This is a genomic window from Ruegeria sp. ANG-S4 (assembly GCF_000814005.1).
Classification (GTDB): domain Bacteria; phylum Pseudomonadota; class Alphaproteobacteria; order Rhodobacterales; family Rhodobacteraceae; genus Ruegeria.
This window is the reverse complement of the sequence record NZ_JWLK01000002.1, coordinates 101,705-120,324: the sequence shown is the minus strand read 5'-3', so window position 1 is coordinate 120,324 and position 18,620 is coordinate 101,705. Positions and strand designations below refer to the sequence as shown.

The 18,620-nt window shown below is 57.7% G+C and carries 12 protein-coding genes and 1 pseudogene; 1 reads left to right on the top strand and 12 read right to left on the bottom strand.

Translation table 11 applies throughout. The features are described 5' to 3' along the window. Positions 1-38: 38 nt before the first annotated feature. A complete protein-coding gene (locus RA28_RS08110) occupies positions 39-1,229 on the top strand; it encodes a hypothetical protein (RefSeq protein WP_039526517.1) in 1,191 nt (396 codons plus the stop codon). Between the two features lies 1 nt (position 1,230). Here RA28_RS08110 and RA28_RS08105 read toward each other — a convergent pair whose 3' ends face one another. From RA28_RS08105 to RA28_RS08055, 12 genes and pseudogenes are all read right to left on the bottom strand, one after another. Then, positions 1,231-1,953, bottom strand: a complete 723-nt coding sequence (locus RA28_RS08105) for a PP2C family protein-serine/threonine phosphatase (RefSeq protein ID WP_039526515.1) — start codon at positions 1,951-1,953, stop codon at positions 1,231-1,233. Then, positions 1,950-2,636 (bottom strand): type VI secretion system-associated protein TagF, encoded by a 687-nt coding sequence (gene tagF, locus RA28_RS08100; protein ID WP_039526513.1) that lies wholly within the window; start codon positions 2,634-2,636, stop codon positions 1,950-1,952. Before tagF ends, RA28_RS08105 begins: the two co-directional genes overlap by 4 nt. Further along, entirely contained in the window at positions 2,636-6,211 is a 3,576-nt protein-coding gene (gene tssM, locus RA28_RS08095; protein ID WP_039526511.1) for a type VI secretion system membrane subunit TssM, read from the bottom strand. Before tssM ends, tagF begins: the two co-directional genes overlap by 1 nt. Beyond that, positions 6,211-7,650: a type VI secretion system protein TssL, long form gene (gene tssL / locus RA28_RS08090; protein ID WP_039526509.1), complete on the bottom strand. Its 1,440-nt coding sequence runs from the start codon at positions 7,648-7,650 to the stop codon at positions 6,211-6,213. The genes tssM and tssL overlap by 1 nt, the downstream gene beginning before the upstream one ends. A gap of 96 nt (positions 7,651-7,746) precedes the next feature. Next, on the bottom strand, positions 7,747-9,087 hold the full coding sequence (tssK, locus tag RA28_RS08085) for a type VI secretion system baseplate subunit TssK (protein ID WP_039526506.1): 1,341 nt from the start codon (positions 9,085-9,087) through the stop codon (positions 7,747-7,749). Positions 9,088-9,125: 38 nt separating this feature from the next. Beyond that, a complete protein-coding gene (tagH, locus tag RA28_RS08080) occupies positions 9,126-10,574 on the bottom strand; it encodes a type VI secretion system-associated FHA domain protein TagH (protein ID WP_039526503.1) in 1,449 nt (482 codons plus the stop codon). Positions 10,575-10,584: 10 nt separating this feature from the next. Continuing rightward, entirely contained in the window at positions 10,585-10,743 is a 159-nt protein-coding gene (locus RA28_RS23005) for a PAAR domain-containing protein (RefSeq protein WP_241481105.1), read from the bottom strand. Between the two features lie 152 nt (positions 10,744-10,895). Then, positions 10,896-11,507: a DUF6931 family protein gene (locus tag RA28_RS08070; protein ID WP_039526497.1), complete on the bottom strand. Its 612-nt coding sequence runs from the start codon at positions 11,505-11,507 to the stop codon at positions 10,896-10,898. A gap of 12 nt (positions 11,508-11,519) precedes the next feature. Continuing rightward, the gene (locus RA28_RS08065) at positions 11,520-13,625 is read right to left on the bottom strand and encodes a type VI secretion system Vgr family protein (RefSeq protein WP_039526494.1); all 2,106 of its coding nucleotides are present in this window, start codon (positions 13,623-13,625) and stop codon (positions 11,520-11,522) included. Between the two features lie 35 nt (positions 13,626-13,660). Further along, on the bottom strand, positions 13,661-16,801 hold the full coding sequence (locus RA28_RS23090) for a type VI secretion system contractile sheath domain-containing protein (RefSeq protein WP_342585417.1): 3,141 nt from the start codon (positions 16,799-16,801) through the stop codon (positions 13,661-13,663). Positions 16,802-17,227: 426 nt separating this feature from the next. Beyond that, positions 17,228-17,725 (bottom strand): annotated as a pseudogene (tssB, locus tag RA28_RS22995) (type VI secretion system contractile sheath small subunit); the annotation flags it as partial. Beyond that, the gene (locus tag RA28_RS08055) at positions 17,718-18,572 is read right to left on the bottom strand and encodes an ion transporter (RefSeq protein ID WP_039527672.1); all 855 of its coding nucleotides are present in this window, start codon (positions 18,570-18,572) and stop codon (positions 17,718-17,720) included. The pseudogene tssB and the gene RA28_RS08055, both read right to left, overlap by 8 nt. Positions 18,573-18,620 lie beyond the last annotated feature (48 nt).

Sequence of the window (18,620 nt, the reverse complement as noted above, 5' to 3'; positions counted from 1 at the left end):
CCATGCCCTGCTTTTGCAAAGCTAACTCGACCAATCTGATGCCGACGGCCAACCTGTCGGTTCAGGCCGTGCCGCCGCAGATGATGAAACTGCTGAGCTTGCTGGGGTTGCAAGGAACGGCCAGCGGACAGGCGCGGGCAGATATGAAGCTGAACGCGATGCTGCCAGCGATGACGCCGGACATATATCTCAAGGCGACAATGGCGGCGAATGCACCCAACATCGCGCTGCCACCGATCCTGCCCACCGATGGCGGTGGTGCGATTTCACTGATGATGCGGTTGGTCGCCACCGGATACCCTCTAACGGACCCGCGCGCCTTGCTGGCAGAGGTTCAGCAAGCTGTCGTAAGCATGGCCAAGAATGTGTTGCCGCAAGCACAGACGATCCCGAAGATACCAGCCCCGCAGATGCAGAACATTACCCTGGCCGCCAAAATGACGCTGGCCTTGCGCGCCCAGGGCGTCTGCCCGATGGCGTTGGCCGGTCTGGATTTTTCGCACGAGGCAAAAATGGAACTCGGCGAGGCCGGAGGATCGCGCGGCACCTGCTCAGCCGCGTTGAATTTCGCCGCCAAACTGCCGCGCATCACGATGCCGCCGTTTGCCTTGCCTTTGCCTAAGGTCAACCTCGCCCGGCAGTTGGCCTTAATGGCTCCGGCTGCAACCGCACCGGCGGCAATGGGGTTGCCCGCGGTATCAGACCCCAACCTGATGAAAACGCTGATGAGCCAGTTGGCGGCCTTGTCCACAATCCCGATTCCAAATTTGCCGGTATCGCTGGAAGATCTTCAGGCGATGGCAGACCAACTGCAGGATTTGGCAACGATCCAGGAAGCCTTTGGGCCGGATGCACTGACGCCTGCCGGAATAGCCCGAATTAACGCAATGCTAAGCTACATCGCGCGTTTGAACATCCCCGTACCGCTTGAAGCGCAATCGCTGCAGATGCAGCTGGACGCGCTGCCAAAAATTGATGACGTTACGCAGGGTGCCCAGGCCACGCAGAGTGGCGCGATGAATCTGGCCGCATCTATGAGCGTGCAGCCACCCGCCGTGCCAATCCTTCCGACACTGGAAGCATTGAAGAAGCTCGCCAAATCTCTGCCGGGACTGCCGCTGGGGCCCTGCGACGCATGTAACACCGATATCGGTTCAATCCGGGACAGTCTTGCCGGGATGCAATTGCCGGCACCACCGCCGATACCGACACTGCCGAGTTTCACTTAGGTCAGAGAATATCAACCACGACCACGGTGATGTTGTCCGCGCCGCCCCCGTCCAGAGCAATCTGAACCAGTTGATCAGCCACCGTTTCGATCGGCATTTCCGACAGGGCCTTTTCTAGCATCGCGAATGTCGCGTATTTGCTGAGACCGTCCGAGCATATCAGGAACCTGTCGCCCGGTTGAACTTCACCTCGAATTTTGTCCAGTTCCAGTTCATCGCCTACGCCGACGGCGCGTGTGATGGCATTGGACTGCGGATGCTGTTCCGCCTCGTCCCATGTCAACTGACCAGCCATGACAAGATCTGCAACCAGCGAGTGATCGGTGGTCAGCATCTGTATCTTGCCGCCTCTCAACAGGTAAATCCGGCTGTCCCCGGCCCAAAGACCGACGAAATGCCCGTTTGCCAACATCATGCAGGCAACCGTTGTTCCGATTGTTCCGCCACCGCGCGCTTCGGCTTCTTCACGGATCACGGCATGGGCGCGCTGAATGACATCGCGCAGCGCACCTAACCGATCCGTGGGCGGAAGTCCCGGGGGCATCGCGGCAACCATGTCAGCAACCAGTCGGCTGGCATAATCTCCGGCCTCGTGCCCGCCCATGCCATCCGCCACAAGCCATAGGCTTTCTTCGGGCAAGGCCAACACCGCGTCCTCATTGACTTTGCGCTTCAGGCCGACATGGCTGCGCGCGCTGTACCGAACGCGATGACTTGAATTCATAGTGGCCTGGCCTCGGTCCAGAGTGCGGCATGTAAGTTGAACAAACCTTGCATGTTTGGTCCATCCGGTAAACCTTCGCAGACCATCATCCGGGGAACGCCGCCGATTTCAGTGCTCCAAATACTGGGAGTGCGATATCTTTGCGACATCAGGCCCGATGCAAGGTCAGGAAGCAGGCTGTCGGCGACCTCACCGCGTGTCAGTACCATCGTGTTTCCATGTCCCCGCACCGGAGCGGTTGGCAGCTGTTGCGGCGCAACGAACCCCGCCAATCCTTCGGCCAAGCGGTCGCGGGTCATGTCATCTTCCAAACAGGCCAAAGCCAGGTTTTCAAGCTGCAGAAAAACCTCAGACGCCCGGAAATGGGCCAGTACCGCGGAACCCTCATTCGACAACCCGGCAACAAGTGTCAGTGGAAATCGCCGCCCGACACGATCCACCGATGGCATCAGAACACCCAACATTTTTTGGGGCCCTGCCAATCCCGGCGACAGGCAAAACCGCCATATCGGTGCCGACATATAGTATTCGTCCCACGCCTGTCCCAATGCCTGGGACACCGTCAGCATGCTGCGCTGTATCCAGTCGTCCCATGGCTGGACAAAGGACTGAGCGACACCGAGCCGGAAGAAATCTCCGACTGACGGCATTTTGCCGAATGCACCAAATCCGGCCTGCTGCATCAGAACGACTTCGGACAGCTGAACTTTTGCAACGCCGGCAGAGCGAACGGGTTGATCACCGATCCCGATTGCAATTGGAAGATGGCGATACGACCACCCACGTTAAAGATCACTTTCTTTCGGTCAGACACGTTGGTGCGGCGAACCTCGGCCGCGTCAAGCAGACGGAACCACGCCCACGGGCCATCTTTGGACAAAACGCTTTCAATGTTTCGCTTTTGCGGATCGAACGTAACCCGGGCCAACCCGACCGAGCCGGGCCACGTGACCGCCATCGGCGAGGGCAAGCCGCCCTTGTGCCGGAATTCGAGTGACTGACCGTCAATTTCAAGCGTGACGCCTTTAGCCTTGGGGTCCAGAGCCTCGGGCATGATCTGGAACTGGATCTGTGGTTGCGGCCCGTTGGCAAAGAACGCCTCCTTGATCTCAGCTGCATTCTGGAACTGGGTCAGAACCGCCTGGCTGATCCCAAGATCGGTGGCATTGACACCTGATTTCCAAGACCATGGCCGCGTGCGCATATCGACGTGCTTGGCCAGATTGTCGTTAAAGAAATTGTCGATCAGGCCCTGCGGGCCAAAGAGTTTGGCAAAGTCACCCATTGCCACATCAGCGCCCGACCTGCGGTTGAACGGATACCGATCTGTCACCACCTGTTCGCAGAACGGCAGGACATTCGATTGCCAGCGCGCATTGATTGATGCGCGTGTGCTGTCTGACGTGATGCCGGACGACCCGTCGATGATCTGAACGGCCCACCGCTCCATCGGGCCGGGGATACGCGCCGCTTCCTGCTGGAACTGTTGCAATGCCTGACCGGTTTCCCCGCCCGAAACACCGCTGAACGACATTTTGTTGAGCTCCTGGTACACCTCGGTAAGGGACCCGATCAGCAAGTCAAGCTGCGAGGGCTGGCCTTCCTGCTGATCGACCAGCTGATGCAGCCAGTCAAATCGATCCTCGACATACTCGCCCGGCTGCTGAACCGGTTCGTTCGTTCCGACCCCACTGGACTTGGCCAACGCTTCGAGCAGGATTTGGGTCTGTACCGACGTTGCGGACTGCAGTTCCAAACTGGCGGCGCTGGACACCCCGTCACTTAGCGCATCGGTGCCCCCCGCGAGGCCCGAGCGGCTTTCGGTCAGTTTGGTTTCATCCGAAATCGAGTTCAGAACATTGACGATGGGAGAGGTCGGGCCGGACAAGACATTGGTCACTTCGACCGCGTGGCTCAGGCTTTCCATCGGAACGATATCGATATCGCCAAGCATCGCATCATACCGTGCGATATAGTCATTGTAATACAGGTCCAGAACATCACGGCTGAGCGCAGCCAGCGCTTGTTCGGTCTGTTCCGCCTCGCCGCGCGGACCCAAAACCCAGCTTTCCTTTTGCACACGCTTGGCCACGCCAACGGCCTCGCCCAGGAAGACATTGTTGAAACCATTATAGGTAAAGATACCCTCGATCCCATCATTCAGCGGTTTGCCCGAGGACCGGACAAGCACCCGGCCAACCGCCGGTCCGCCAACCTCGGTTATCCGCCATTCAGGCAGTGCTGTCGCGGCCGGGCTGGACACGATGCCGTTGTAGACACGCTGTGCCAGCGGCAGTTCCGACAGGATTCCCTGAATTTGATCCACCATCGGACCGTTAAGCGCCACTTCCTGCATCGGCTGGCTCAACAACGCGTCGAGATGGTCATTCAGATCGGCGCGGAATTCCTCGCGCGATGGGCCGGGGAAAGAGACGGTCCAGTCAATGTTCATCCATTCCTTGACCAGATCCTGATTCATCGGCCCCTGAAGGCCCAGCATCAGATAGACCTTGAGTGCCTCATACAACACATCTGGGTTATTGATGTTGGCGCTCATCTGTTCTTCGAGACGCAACAACAAACGCGGAAGGAAGCGTTGGTTCAACGACGCGCGATAGGTTTGCGCGGCCTGCGTTCCGATCACATCACCCTGATAGAGTCCATAGGTCAGGCGCGTTTCCGGCTCAGGATCGCTGAGAGTCGGGTTGGCCGGCAAGTCGCGGAGGGTATTCAAGGCCTGCACGACCGGCACCAGATCGGTATCCCCCACCGGACTTGGCGGCAGGGTTGCGGCGGCGGCCTGATAAGCAGACACGCCTTCCTGCGCCTCGGCAATCAGGTCCGAGTTGCCCATGAAGCTGCGCACAAGCAAAGCGCCCACGCCTATGGCAGCGATGACAGTCGCCGCAATCGAAACCCACTTTGTGATCTTGTAACGGCGTTCAACCTTGTCGTCGGCGCTGACAAGACCTGCTTCGCGGAAGATAACCTGATCGAACAGGCGCGTCAGGAAATAGGACCGACCAGAGCCCTGCCCCGACCCAATCGCCTGCCGCCCGATCCCAAACGTCCGTGCCATGCCCAGCATCAGGCGGTCGATCGGCGTGCCTTCCTGCGTGCCAGATGTGAAATAGACCCCACGCAACATATGACGGTGCTGATAGCGGCTGTCCTGAAACACCTCGGTCAGGAACTCATGGGCAACCTTTCGGACCGACGCCACCTGCATCGGGAACCCAGCGATCAGCGCCCGGCGCTGTGGGTCGGTTTCCGTCTGCATCCGTTCCAGCGATTGAGCATTCAGGCGACCCAGCAGCAACGCGAACTCTTCGTCGAAAGCAGCAACCGGCGACTGCTCGGAACGCGACTTGTCGAGCGGCAAGGTGAAGCCCCAAACCTGTTCGCGGTCCTCTTTGCCCAGATTGTCATAAAACTCGGCAAATCCGGCGATCAGGTCGGCCTTGGTGAACAAAATGTAAACCGGGAAACGGACGCCCAGTTTTTCCCGCAGTTCTTCCAGCCGGCGACGCACGGCTTTTGCGTGTTCTTTCTGCGTAATTTCATCCTGAAGCGACAGGTCAGACAACGAAATCGCGATCATCGCGCCGTTTATAGGCTGCCGTTTGCGGTATTTCTTGAGCAGGCTCAGAAATCCGATCCATGCGGCATTGTCGACCTCGGCGTCGCTTTCCTGCGTGGTGTAGCGTCCGGCCGTGTCGATCAAAACAGCGTTTTCCGTAAACCACCAATCGCAGTTTCTGGTTCCGCCAACGCCGCCAATGGCGGTTTTGCCCATTTCATCCGCCAGCGGGAAATTCAGGCCCGAGTTCACGATAGCCGTGGTCTTTCCTGCGCCGGGCGGGCCGATCATCACGTACCAGGGCAGTTCGTTCAGATGACGTCGCCCATTCTTTGATTTTCGCAGCGCGGCCATGGCGGTTTTCAGCTTGCCGCGCAGTTCGGCGATCTCGCTGTCGATCATATCGCCGCCATCGCTGACGGATTCCGTGATTTCCTCGGTCAGCTTTTTCTCGCGCCGACGGCGGACAAAAAAGATGATCAACGCAATCGTCAGGAAGAACAGATAGATGATCCCGCACCAGATGAGGCGCGCGGTCAGCCCGTCCAACGGGCGCCATTCGTCCGAGCCGATCAAGGGTCCAAGGTAAAACAGGCTTAGCGCCAGGACCGTGGCCGTGAAGAACAGCACGGTATAGATCGACAGGAATATGAATTTCAGAACCTTGAGGAAATACATCAGTTCTCCTCCTGAACCAGCAGAACTTCGATCCGGCGGTTGGTTGCCCGACCTTCACGGGTGGAGTTGTCAGCGATGGGCTCGCTGTCGGCGCGGCCTTCAGCACTCAGGCGGTCCGGTTCGGCCATGTCACCCGCCATCTGGTTCATTACCGACTTTGCCCGGGCCAGCGACAAGGCAAGGTTGGACGGGAATCTGGACGACCGGATCGGCACGTTGTCGGAGTGACCTGCCACAATCACCGAACCGGGCTCGTCGTTCAGCGCGACTGCGACGCGGCGCACCGGTTCACGGAACTTATCCTGCAAATGATCGGACCCCGAACCAAACATGCCCGATCCCTTGATGCGAATGATCAAGGTGTTGCCCTTTTCAAAGACTTCAACCAATCCCTCATCAATTTCCGGTTTGAGGAAGGCCACGACCTTCTCGACCTGTGGCTGCGCCTGCGGCAGTGGTGGCGGCGGCGGCGGGGCGCGCCGCTGCAACTCGGCCACGGGACCCGCATCAATCACCGACATCTGACCGACAAGGTTTTCGGTTCTGTTCGACAGCGCGTAGGACAACCCGCCAAACTCAGCCATCAGCAACAAAGCCGTCACCCCAAGGGCAATCCACACCGGCTTCCACATACTGAGGGCGCGATAAGGTTTGTCGACCCCTTCCCAATGCGGTGCCAGATCGCGTTCGACATCGCCGCGCTGCCCGCGAATGATCCGGGCCAGCCCCTGCCGGATCTGCAGGTGTTTGTCAGGGCCGCCTTGTTCGACCCGCAACCGGCCTTCAAAGCCGAGCGACAGGCACATGTAGACAAACTCCAACACCTCGATGTTGTTTGCCGGGTCCTGTTCCAGCCGCGCAAGCAAATCGTAGAACCGATCGCCGCCCACGGTTTCCCGGTGGAACGTACCCACAAGCGACTGAGTTGCCCAACTGGATTGTCCACCCCACGGCGTGTTCAGAACCACGTCATCAAGCGTGGCGCACAAGGCATAGCGCGCAATCTTGACGGTTTGTGCCGGGATTCCGGCCTGCAGGGCAGAATTCTCGAAAGACCGGACTTCGGCGACGACGCTTTGGCGCAACTTGTCCGGGTCCATGTGCTGTGCCCGATTCCGGATGCGACTGATCAGCGAAAACAGCGACGCCGCACACGCGTTCAGCCGATTCATCCCCGTGATCGCCACATCTTCGCCGCCACTTTGCGGAGGTTTGGTCTGCGGTGCCTGCGGTTGCGGCACGCCGAACCCCACGTTTCCTGTGTCCGCTGCTGGTGGCTGCGGGGCAAGCGGCTGTTGGTAGGGGTCGGGATATCCTGCCGGCTGTTGCGGAACCGCGGGCTGTTGCACGCCGCCTGATTGGCGGCGACCACCCGGATTGGGTCTGATCACCGTCTTGTCGGTATCGTCCGGTTCTGCAAAAGGATCTTTGTCGGACATCGTTTGACCTGTTTCCTCAAGGCTCCCGCGTCACAGTGTGACCCACATGGGTGGCCCTATCAAATTGTTTCGACGCAGCCAGTAATCGCCTTCACACTACTGGTTGCGGATTGCCCACAGCTCCATCTGCAGGCCGGGATACTGACCGGACACATGCACGGCGATACCGCCAGAGGTCGTCATCTTGCCCCAATAAGGACTTGCAGCGTCCAATTCGAAGTAAACAACACCCGAATGGTAGGGGATTTGTCGCGGCGCAACTGGCAGAGGACGCAATGTAATACCCGGCAAAGCCGAATTCACAAGCTGGCGAATTTCCTCGACAGGACCTGTCTTGGCCTGCCCTGCAAAGTGCCTGCGTACATCTTCGGCCGGAATATCGGCGCTGACGGCCAGCACGAAACCTGCGTTCCCGATCAGCTTGCGGTCGGCAATGACGCCGACGCTGATACCGTATTTTCGGGCTTCGAGTGGGATCGAAACGGCGGTCTGCTCCAGAACCGAACTCAGGTATTGGCGCAAAATACGGATTACCGGTGCAAAAGAGGCCGTCAGGTCGTCGTGCTGATAGGCCGGGAACTGCGTCGCTTCCTTTTCGGCACTCATAAAAGTCGCTAGTTCGCCGGCAAGCGCAGCACATACACGGTAAGCATGTTCGGGGTGCACATTCTCGATGTTTGCGAAGTGACGCACCAGCGGCAGATTGCGGTTGATAACCATCAACAGCAGAAAATCCGAGATTTCTGCCGCACCTTTGGCCGGTCCACCATCAGACAGCCGCCCTGCAAGAGCCTGCATCCGATGCGACAGCATTCCTTCCAATTCGTTCATGAAACCCGAAAGAGCCGACGCAGCGCGAATGTCCAGAACCGACGGGATAAACCCACGATCCAAAATGATCTCTTTGTCGGGGCGAACTTCAATAATCTTGGCAATCGGGATGGCCAGCTTGTCAGCCAGATCGTCGACTTCCAACGCAAACTGCAGGCGCAGTTTTCCGACACCCAGCGTCACCGGCTTTTTCTGCTGGCTCATCACATCGGTGATTTCCTGTTCCGCCGGTCTCAGGCGGCTGACAGATTGTTCTGCGCCGCTCAAATCAACTTCGGACGCCCCTTGCCGCCGTTGCGGCACGGTCAGGTAGACGACGCAGTCCTTTATCGTTTCAGGCACTTCCAGCGCGGGCGGATGATCTTCGGCTTGCGGAACGCGGAAAACCTGCCCGTCCGGTGTCAGACCGGAACACGACTTCAACGCGAATTGACCGACTTTCAGCACCTCGTCGTCGATTTCAAGCGCACCGACGCCCCAGGCATAGGGTGTCACGCGACGAGCCAGCCCCGCAACCAGAGCCTCGGTATATCGATCAGCCTGCTGGAAGTGATGGGGTTGCAGAAACAACCCTTCGGTCCAAAGCACCTTGCTGTCCCAGGACAATGGCTGCCCTCCCTTGTTCTTGCCGCCCTACTCGGGCGTTATTTCAGCTTTTCCAGCTGTTCCTTATACGCCCTCGCGAACTCTCGGCTAAAGAGATCATGAAAGTCATTCTCTGCCTGATCCGAGATATCCGCATACATCTTTTCGTACACTTCCCAATACTGCGCCTTTTTACCCTTGAAAAGTGACCCAAGTTTGCCGGACCCTTCGATTTTTCCTGCCAGGACTTCCGGGTCCAACCGGGCAAGAACACCTTTTAATGCGGCTTCCATTCCGGTCACCATGGCGACTTCGTGCGCCTTGATGTCGTTCAGGGCCTGCTCGGTGGCTTCTTCAGAAGCCAGATATCCTTTGACGCGCGGCTTTACCAAGGCCTCGATGGCTTGTTCAGCGCTGATCGAGAATTTAAGCGGATTGTTTCCTCCGGCGCTGATCATCGTCTGATCTATCCGGAATTCGGATTTGATCGATGTGCGGGTCATCAGGATTTCCCGCAGGCCCGTGATCATCGCGCGCAGAACGCGGCCCATTCGGCCCATCGTCGCAGGCAGATCGGCATCGTCAATTTTCAGGTCGTCAACCTCCAACGCCTCCAGCAACGCGCGGGCAGCTGACTGATCGCCGGCCGCTGCGGGTGCGCGGGCGGCTGGCGCCTCGGGCTTAGCGGGCTCAGGCACTGGGTCAGGAGCCGTCGGCTGACCACCCGGCGTTGGCTTGACCGGCGGCGGTGGTGCAACAGGTTCGGCTTGGGCCGGTGGCGGCGCCGGGCTCGGTTCTGGGGACGCCCCTCCGGAGGGTGGCAACAGATCATCGTCCCAATCGTCCGGTATCAAGTTTGCACCGCCGCCGGACTGAGGCGCGGAAAACGCATCCGAAGCTGACGGGTTGTGCATCGAGTCGCTGCCCCCCATGTCCGCATGCACATCTTTGGGCTTGGCAAAAAACGGATCGTCATCGTCAAGTGGCGGCAAAAGCTCGTCCATCGGATCAGGGGTCGAAATCTGACCCGGCCCTTTGGGCGCATCGCCGCCGAGAAGGTCGTCCAGAAAGTCCCCGCCCGGCGCGGCATCATCGAGCAACGCCAGCGGGTCCGGGGCGTTTTGCGATTGACCCGGCGAGACCCCACCTTGCTGCATGGGCTGGGGGATCATTTCTTCGAACGTGGGCAGATCGGCACCGATCTCGATGACCATTTCATAGCCGCCTGCGGTCAGGACATCGCCGTTGTTCAAGGGGGTCGGTGTTCGGCCAAGCGCAATCTTGGAGTAGTTCAAAAACGTTCCGTTTGTGGACAAATCCACAATCACAACATTTCCATTGTGATCTTCGATCACGAAATGGCTTTTGCTGAGTGTTTTTTCAGGGTCGGGCAAAACCAGATCATTGGCTGGGCCGCGCCCCACGGTCAAAGAGCCCCCCTGCATCGAAACCGGGCGCCCGTCGCCCGGCACAATGCCGGTGGATTGGAATTTTAGTGTGACCGTCATTCGTCTGTCTTCATCCTCCGACCAGAACGGTGGGGCAGCAAGGCGGCAAGATCGGACCGCCACAAGCGCAGGTATCCGTAACCCGCGCCGCGGGAAGTTTGCTGATCAGCACCGTCGCTGATCCCTTCAAGATGGGATGTGGAAACGCGGGTGTCGCCAAATCCGTCATACGTGCCGCCGGCAGCTTTGAGACCAGAACGGTTGGGCAACACGGTGGCATGATCGGCATCGGCACAGGGGCCGGCGGCGGTGGCGCTGGCGGCGGGGCCGGCAATGTGCACGCATGCAAATCGGTTACACGGGCTTGTGGAAATCCCATGTCTACTCCTCTGTCTCTGAACCGGCATCCTCGCGGTCCAGCTTACCATTCCCACCCCGAGCAATATCGACGCCACGATCAATCAGCAACTGTACGTATGCATCAAAATCGCCTTCGTGATTGTCCATCGCAACTACATTCATCGCAAAGGCCACGGTTTCCGCAGCACCGGGTGGAGACGGGATATTCTCCAGATCCCCCGTTCCCAACGTGCCTTCAGAATATAGCACGCCCATTGCACAGTTCACGGTTTCGTCGTCCGGTTCGGCCAAATCAATGGTTTCTCCGGCTTTTTCCCGGTTTTCAGGCGTTGGCCGGAACACCCATTCTTCGGACGCGGCAAGCGATGGCGTGTTGTTGTCCGGCGCTTCGCCGATGTAATCGCGCGCCGCCAGACAGGACCACCAGACCCGTTCGCGTGGCGGTAGAGCAACACCCAAAAGGCGCAACATATCGATGAAGGCTTCTTTTTCGTCCAGCTCGGCCAGAACGGTATCCAACGCGGCACTTGCGGGGGCGTCCAACTTGACGCTCAGTCTTGCGTTGGCGTCAGCCAGCATCCGCGCAGCCGGTACTTGTGGAACCTTGACCATATCTGCAAATCGTTCACTCATCGGTCGGCCCTCTTAGTTGATCATTGTCACGCCGCCCTTGAGGGTCAGCATGGCATCGCCGTTCACGGTCGTCATTGGGCTTTTTGCATCCAGTTTGGCATTGGCCTGGACCTTGATCATTGTGCTCTTGATCGTAACGCTGGTCGGGTCCAGCTTGATCGAAGAACCACCCACTTTCAATTCGATCGATTGCATCGCCGTCATGGTTATTTTGCCCGACTTCGCGTCGACCTGAATGTTGCCACTGCTTACGGTCGTCGATTTGTTGCCCGTCTTTACGGTTTCCGCAACGTTGCCGGTTACGGTTCGGGTTGATTTACCCTCGATCGTTTCGGTTTGGTCGGTCTTGATGTTGATCGTCTGACTGCCGGTTTCGATCTTGAAGGTGTGGTCACCTTCCTTGATCGTCTCATCGACGTTCTTTTTGACAACCTGGCTCAAGCAGCCGTCCCCGCCGTTTCCGCCCTTGTCCAGCTTGTCGTAACCGATGGTAATCGTCGACATGTTCTTGACCAGTTTCTCATGGTCTTTTTGCGCCTGAAAGCGCACAAGCTCGGCGTCTTTTTTGTCTTCGAACATCAGTTCGTTATAGGTATCGGCGCTGCCCTTCTTGCTTGACCGGGTCTTGATCCCTGACTGTGTTTGATTATCCGGCAAAGAGTACGGGGGCATGGTGTCGGCATTATACAGCATACCTGTGCAAATGGGCCGATCCGGATCGCCCTCCTCGAACTGAATGACAACCTCTTGGCCGATCCTTGGGATACTGACCATTCCCCAATTCTTGCCGGACCAGGGTGTGACGACCCGAACCCAGCAGGTTGTCTTTTCGTCCTTTTTGCCTTCGCGGTCCCAGTGAAACTGTACTTTGATGCGCCCATATTTGTCGGTCCAGATTTCCTCGCCGCTTTTGCCGGTCACAATAGCGGTGTGAAGCCCGGAAATCTCTGGCCACGGGATCGTTCGTGGCGATTTGAAATCTGTCTTGGCGGGCTGCGCCTGGAATTCGACCATGAACATCTGGCCACTGTCGTCGGGAAACTCCAATGCGCCGGTATCAAGGTCCAAATCCTTTTTTTCAAACCCGTAACCTTCTGTGGTTTGTAGGTAATATTTGGCGCTGGTGATCAGATATTCGGCGTTCTGGGATTTGTCGGGGTGTTCTTTCAGCGTGAATTTGCTGCCAGTCGCCAAAGATCGCACCGACGCCCGACCCCGCCGCACATCGAACTGCGCGTCTTCTGCTTTCATGCGAACTTTGGCGAAATTGCTGCCGGCCCCGGTCTCTTTGTAATGCCCGGGCGTGTCATAAAGTTCCAACTTGGTTTTGAACCCGTGTGAAGCACCGGAGGACGTATTGGCCCGCGTATCCAAAGAGGCACTGGGTTTTTCGAAATCAAAATCGCCCAGAGACACAACGCCCGAGAGGATTTGTTCGGCCGCGGCCCACTCGGTAATGAAATCACCCAACCTTTGCTCATAGTCATCGCCGCCCCGAAACTCGACTTTTGGCTCGCCCTGGATCGGGCTGTGTGCCGACGGCCCATCACACAGGACCAGAGTTTCGTTTTTGTCCTCGGCTTTCGAATAATCGAAGAAGTAGTAAATCCCTTCTTCCTGCATCAGGCGCGAGACGAAATCAAAGTCGGTTTCGCGGTACTGGACGCAGTACTCGCGTTTCGAATACGTCGCAGACAGACTTTTCTTAAAATCGGAAATCCCGTGGCGGCTGAAGATGTCCTCGATGATTTCGACGGTCGACAGGTTCTGATAAATCCGGCTGTCAGTTTTTTGGGTCAACAACCAGAACCAGGGACGCAGTTCTGCCAAAAACTGGACGAAACCATCACGCAGGGCAAGTCGTTCTACCCGGACAATTGTTCCCGCAAACTTGCGCTTGGCCCCGTCTTCCGCATCCAGATGGATTGTCAGCACTTTGCCAAGCAGTTTGTCCAGCGCAATTGTTGTTTTTTTGGACATGAACTCGACCTGAATTTCGGTCAGCTTGCCCAATTCCTCGGTCACAACAGCGCGCCGGATGACCAAATCGTCTTCGTCATACGAGTATGAACCGGTGATCCGAAGGGGCCACTCTTTACTTTGCAAACCTTGCGCCATTTCCCGTTCCTTCCAATTCTAGTCTTGCCACACCGTTACAGATCAGCCAGCAATGCGGCCAGTTCCGGGTCCATTTCTTCTTCGTCTTCGTCATCATCGTCATCGTCACCAAAACCCGCCAGGAAATCGTCGAGCGAGCTTGAATCATCATCGCCCAGATCCAGATCGAAATCGTCCGTATCCAGATCGGTGCTGTCGTCATCTCCAAGGTCGATATCAAGATCGAGATCAGCGTCCAGATCCAGATCATCGTCAGCCAGTACATCTTCATCCTCGGGCTCTGGCGGTACGTCCGGTGACGGTTCAGGCACCGGAACACCGGACCAAGGGCCAAGAATCTCTTTTCCGGCAACGGAATTAAACGAGCCAAGCCGAATCTCATCGCGGCCTTTGACCGAAAGCACTGGCATATAGCCGCGTTGTACTGAGTGCTCGTGTTTTTCCATCGTGATATTGCGTTCGGTGCAGGGCAAAGCCACCTGATCGCCATAGCGGTCGTTGACGTAGTGAAATGGAATGCCACCGAGGCTCATGACGGAACCAAGGTTCATCGCCTTTCCATTTTGCTTGAACGAACGCGCCAATAAGATCGTTACCAAGACCGCCGGATTGGCCCAGAGCATGCCCCTCAGGCCCTCGGTCTCGGTGAATTCTTCGAAATCAAATTCGTAGATCGGTTCGGACTTTGCCCCATACGGTCGCCGCAGCAAGAAGCGGGGAGATGCGAGGCCAACATGGCCCGCCTCTGGCATGGCGCGGAATGTATCCCACGCCTTGGCAACCAACGGATTACGGTCCTCTTTCTTGATATCAAGATAGGCAGGCGTAATGGCGCTGATAAAAGGCGCATCTACATGGGCGGCAACGCGTCCAATCCGGCCCAAAATCTCTGCATGTGGTGGTGTTTCCTCGAACGTATAAAGGCCGATCAGGGCAGAATAACCGCCGCGACCGTTTTCCTCGTCCAGCGGTTCTTCGGTCAGAAGACGCACCAGCCCGGTTTTGGCCAGATCTTCTTCCGCTGCAAGGTCGGCCGCGATCTCTTCGGCCGATACATCGTAAAGGATGACATCCAGGGTATCATCATCCTCGACGCTACGGGCGATCAGGTCCAGACTGCGCCACTGCGCCTCGACCGATTGGAATTCCGGATGATGAAGCACCATACGCATTGCGGCGCTCAACGCCTCATCCACTGCTGTCTGCATCGCCGAGACGTCTGGACTGGGCAGCTTTCGGATATGCGGTCCGACAACCCGCTTCAGCAAGTCATCCACCGGTGACGCCTGCGCAAGTTCGCCACTGGTGTCACCTATCAACTTTTGGAAATCGCTCAACTTCAAATCGGCCCGCACCGTATTCCCGCTGGAGGTCCTGCGCGGGGGCACAACGGCCTGCCCGAATTCTTCGCCCCATGCGATCAGTTGCTTGGCAGCATTATCTGCGGTTGCCCCGGAACTGAGCTGACCTTTCAAACCGGAAAGCCCGTCGAAAAGCTCAACTTTTTCATAAAGTTCGTCTGGGTGAAGGTCGTCCAGTTCGTTCAGCTTGACCTCTATCCCCGCGCCGTCCTTGCCCAAGGGCAGAACGAGCGTGGTTGCAAAGCTCTCGATCACCTCTTCAACGGTATCCGGGTCCAAAAGGATCGGTTTACGCGCGGCCAGCGCGTCACCCGTTTCGATTTGCCCACGCGCTGAACGCCCGGAAAAATCGCCAAAGATCGCGATGCGGAACCGCGTGCGCTTCAGCCGTTCCGGATCGGGGCGGTCAGCGCTCATCCGGCCAAAGGCCAGAGCGGGTTCGCCGCTTGGCGTCGCACCTTCCGGTGCGGGCGTGTCTTCGGATGCGCTTTCATCATCATCGTCGGCCAGCAGGTCATCCAGATCCAAATCGAGATCATCCGCGTCCGAAGGGTCTGCGCTGTCCTCGTCATCTGGACCCAGATCGTCCAGCAAACCATCCAGGTCCAGATCGTCCAAAGCCGGGTCTGTTTCTTCGACATCGCTGGGCGAGGCACCGAGATCTTCGGTCTCGGTGTCGTCATCATCCAGATCAAGATCGCCCAACAGATCGTCCAGATCTACGTCATCGCCGCCCTCGTTCTGGTCATCAAGATCCAGGTCAGCAAGCGGATCGGTCGTGTCCTCTGCGTCTTCCGGTTCTGCGTCAGAGAGATCACCCAGCAAATCGTCCAGATCTGAACTGTCCTCTGCGTCCTCTTCGGGCGTGTCCTCAGTCAGATCGCCCAACAGGGCATCCAGGTCGTCGTCTGCGGCTTCGTCGTCCCCGGTTTCGGTCAGATCACCGAGAATGTCGTCCAACGCGTCATCATCCTCGTCGCTCTCAACTTCTGGCATTGCCGCCAGAACGTCGTCTGTGCTGTCATCTTCTTCTTCGGTTTCCGGCGACGCGTCGGCCAGATCACCCAGCAGTTCATCCAGATCATCGCCTTCGTCAACGTCCTCCGCCGGTGCGGTATCTGCCAAATCCCCTAAAACGTCATCCGCGTTGTCTTCTTCGGCAGAGTCTTCAAGGTCGGGCACCGAAGCCAAGATTTCGTCAGCAGCATCCTCTTCATCTGCTTCATCAGGCGCCAAATCGGCGAGGTCACTCAGCAGATCATCCAGTTCATCATCCGCCTCGGGCTCGGCATCCGGTGCGGACGCTGCCAAGTCATCGAGGATGTCTTCGGAACTATCGTCGTCCTCGGCCTCTTCAACATCGGGCAAAGCAGCCAGAACGTCTGCTGTCGCATCCTCTTCTTCAGCCTCATCCGGGGCTTTGTTTGCAAGATCGCCTAACAGGTCATCAAGGTCGCTGTCCGCATTGGCCTCATCGTGTGGCGCGGTATCGGCCAAATCACTCAGGACTTCGTCAGAGCTGTCATCCTCATCCGTTTCGGGAACGTCGGGTATCGAGGACAACGCGTCCTCGACAGATTGGGCTTCTACCGTGTCTTCGGGTTCAAGTTCGGCAAGCCCAGACAAAACGTCATCGCTTTGCGTGTCGGCCTCGGCCTCCTCAATTTCCGGAAGCGACGACAGGGCATCTGCCACAGCGCTGTCTTCGGATTCGTCATCCGGGGCGGCATCCGAAAGACCGGACAGAATGTCGTCAGTTCCATCGTCCTGTTCGTCGGGACCGGTTTCGGGCAGGGACGCAAGTGCGTCATCCATCGCGGTGTCTTGCACTGCATCTTCTGGCGCGTTTTCGGCCAAGCCGGACAGAACCGACGCCGAAGGGTCGCTGGATTCTTCTTCCGCCGCCTCCGGGATGGAAGAAAGCGCGTCCTCTACCGAGGTATCGACTTCTTCTTCTGCCGGCGCGGTGGCGGCCAGATCGGACAGGACACCGCTGTTGTCGTCCTCATCCTGCCCGCTGTCGACCGTTTCGGGCAACGTCGCTAGCGCGTCTTCGGTAGACGTATCAGCAGGTGCATCATCTGGCGCAGCAGCCGCCAGATCCGACAGTACATCCGCCGAGGTATCGGGCGTATCCTCGTGTTCGATGTCCGGCAGTGAGGCCAAGGCGTCTTCAACGGACCCGTCCGCAGAAGTCTCCTCCGGCACCGCCTCGCGCAACGCGTCCAATGCCGCCTGATGGTCCTGCGCTTCCACAGGGCTGTTGGCCAAACTGCTCAGCAGGGCCGGATCGGCCAGTATCTTTTCGATAAGCGACTCGGCACCCGCTTTACCATCCATGTAGGCCATCAATGTTGACAACTGCGTTCGTGCCTCAAGCAGTTTGCGCAGCGGCTCCACCTTGGCTGCTATCTGCGCCGGGTTGAAATCCGCCATTTTCTCAAAAGTCAGATCAACCGCAAGGTTGCCGTCTCCCGTCAGTGTGTTCGGCACCGAAAACTCGACGCGCGGGGCCATCGCCTTCATACGTGCATCAAAGTTATCAACGTCAATTTCAAGGAACTTGCGATCCGAAACGGCGGGTGTTTCAACTGTGGACTTGCCGGACAGGTCACTTAGCACACCCATCACAAAAGGCAGCTGAACCTTTTTCTGAGCACCGTAAAGTTCGACGTCATATTCGATCTGAACCCTGGGCGCGCGGTTCCGGGCAATGAATTTTTGCGAGCTGTCAGCCATTGTCCCGCCCCTTCAGCTCGGCCACTTCCCGACGCAGGGCTTTGACCTCCTGCATCAGTTCGAGAACATGTTCGTCAACGACATCCGTCTCGCTGCGGACAAGGTCGCGCAAGTGCGAGAATTCTTCTACGGCTTCATCCTCAACGGCCGATTGCATCGTGTTGACGAGCAGGCCGATGAACAGGTTCAGAACCGAAAACGCCGTTATCACGATGAACGGGACGAAGAATATCCACGCCGTCGGATGTGTCTCCATCACCGGGCGCACGATCCCCATGGACCAGCTTTCCAGCGTCATGATCTGGAACAGCGAATATAACGACCGGCCAAGCGTCCCGAACCATTCAGGGAAATCGGGCCCATACATCAGTGTTGCCATGACAGCAAAGACGTAGAACACGATCGAGATCATGATGATCACGGCGCCCATACCCGGCAAAGCGTCCAGCAGCGCCTGCACGACGGATCGCATTTGCGGAATGACGGACAAAAGCCGCATCGCCCGGATGACCCGCAATCCGCGCAGCGCGGACAGCCCGTCGCGATTTGGCAAAAGACCAAGCGTCACAACCACCAAGTCAAAGATGTTCCAGGCGTTTTTGAAAAAGTCCAACCGGTAGGCGTAAAATTTCAACAGCAACTCGGCAACAAAGATGCCGAGGACCACAGTGTCGATCACACGCAGAACGTGACCGACGTTGGCCTGGATGGAAGGAGATGTAGACAGGCCGAGCGTGATCGCATTGAAGATGATCACACCCAAAATGGTGTTGGTCACCGCCTTGCGCTCGACAAACTCGCGCACGGTGTCGCGGAGCGTTTCGCTCTTCTCGATACCGGTATCCAACTCAACCTCCTGTCGTATCAAACGCGCCGGGCACATGACGTTGCGCCC

Excerpts from the sequence above, each read along its gene's own strand:
- RA28_RS08110 (WP_039526517.1), top strand. The coding sequence starts at position 39 with ATGCCGACGGCCAACCTGTCGGTTCAGGCCGTGCCGCCGCAGATGATG.
- RA28_RS08105 (WP_039526515.1), bottom strand. The coding sequence starts at position 1,953 with ATGAATTCAAGTCATCGCGTTCGGTACAGCGCGCGCAGCCATGTCGGC.
- tagF (WP_039526513.1), bottom strand. The coding sequence starts at position 2,636 with ATGCAGCAGGCCGGATTTGGTGCATTCGGCAAAATGCCGTCAGTCGGA.
- tssM (WP_039526511.1), bottom strand. The coding sequence starts at position 6,211 with ATGTATTTCCTCAAGGTTCTGAAATTCATATTCCTGTCGATCTATACC.
- tssL (WP_039526509.1), bottom strand. The coding sequence starts at position 7,650 with ATGTCCGACAAAGATCCTTTTGCAGAACCGGACGATACCGACAAGACG.
- tagH (WP_039526503.1), bottom strand. The coding sequence starts at position 10,574 with ATGACGGTCACACTAAAATTCCAATCCACCGGCATTGTGCCGGGCGAC.
- RA28_RS23005 (WP_241481105.1), bottom strand. The coding sequence starts at position 10,743 with ATGACGGATTTGGCGACACCCGCGTTTCCACATCCCATCTTGAAGGGA.
- RA28_RS08070 (WP_039526497.1), bottom strand. The coding sequence starts at position 11,507 with ATGAGTGAACGATTTGCAGATATGGTCAAGGTTCCACAAGTACCGGCT.
- RA28_RS08065 (WP_039526494.1), bottom strand. The coding sequence starts at position 13,625 with ATGGCGCAAGGTTTGCAAAGTAAAGAGTGGCCCCTTCGGATCACCGGT.
- RA28_RS23090 (WP_342585417.1), bottom strand. The coding sequence starts at position 16,801 with ATGGATGACGCACTTGCGTCCCTGCCCGAAACCGGTCCCGACGAACAG.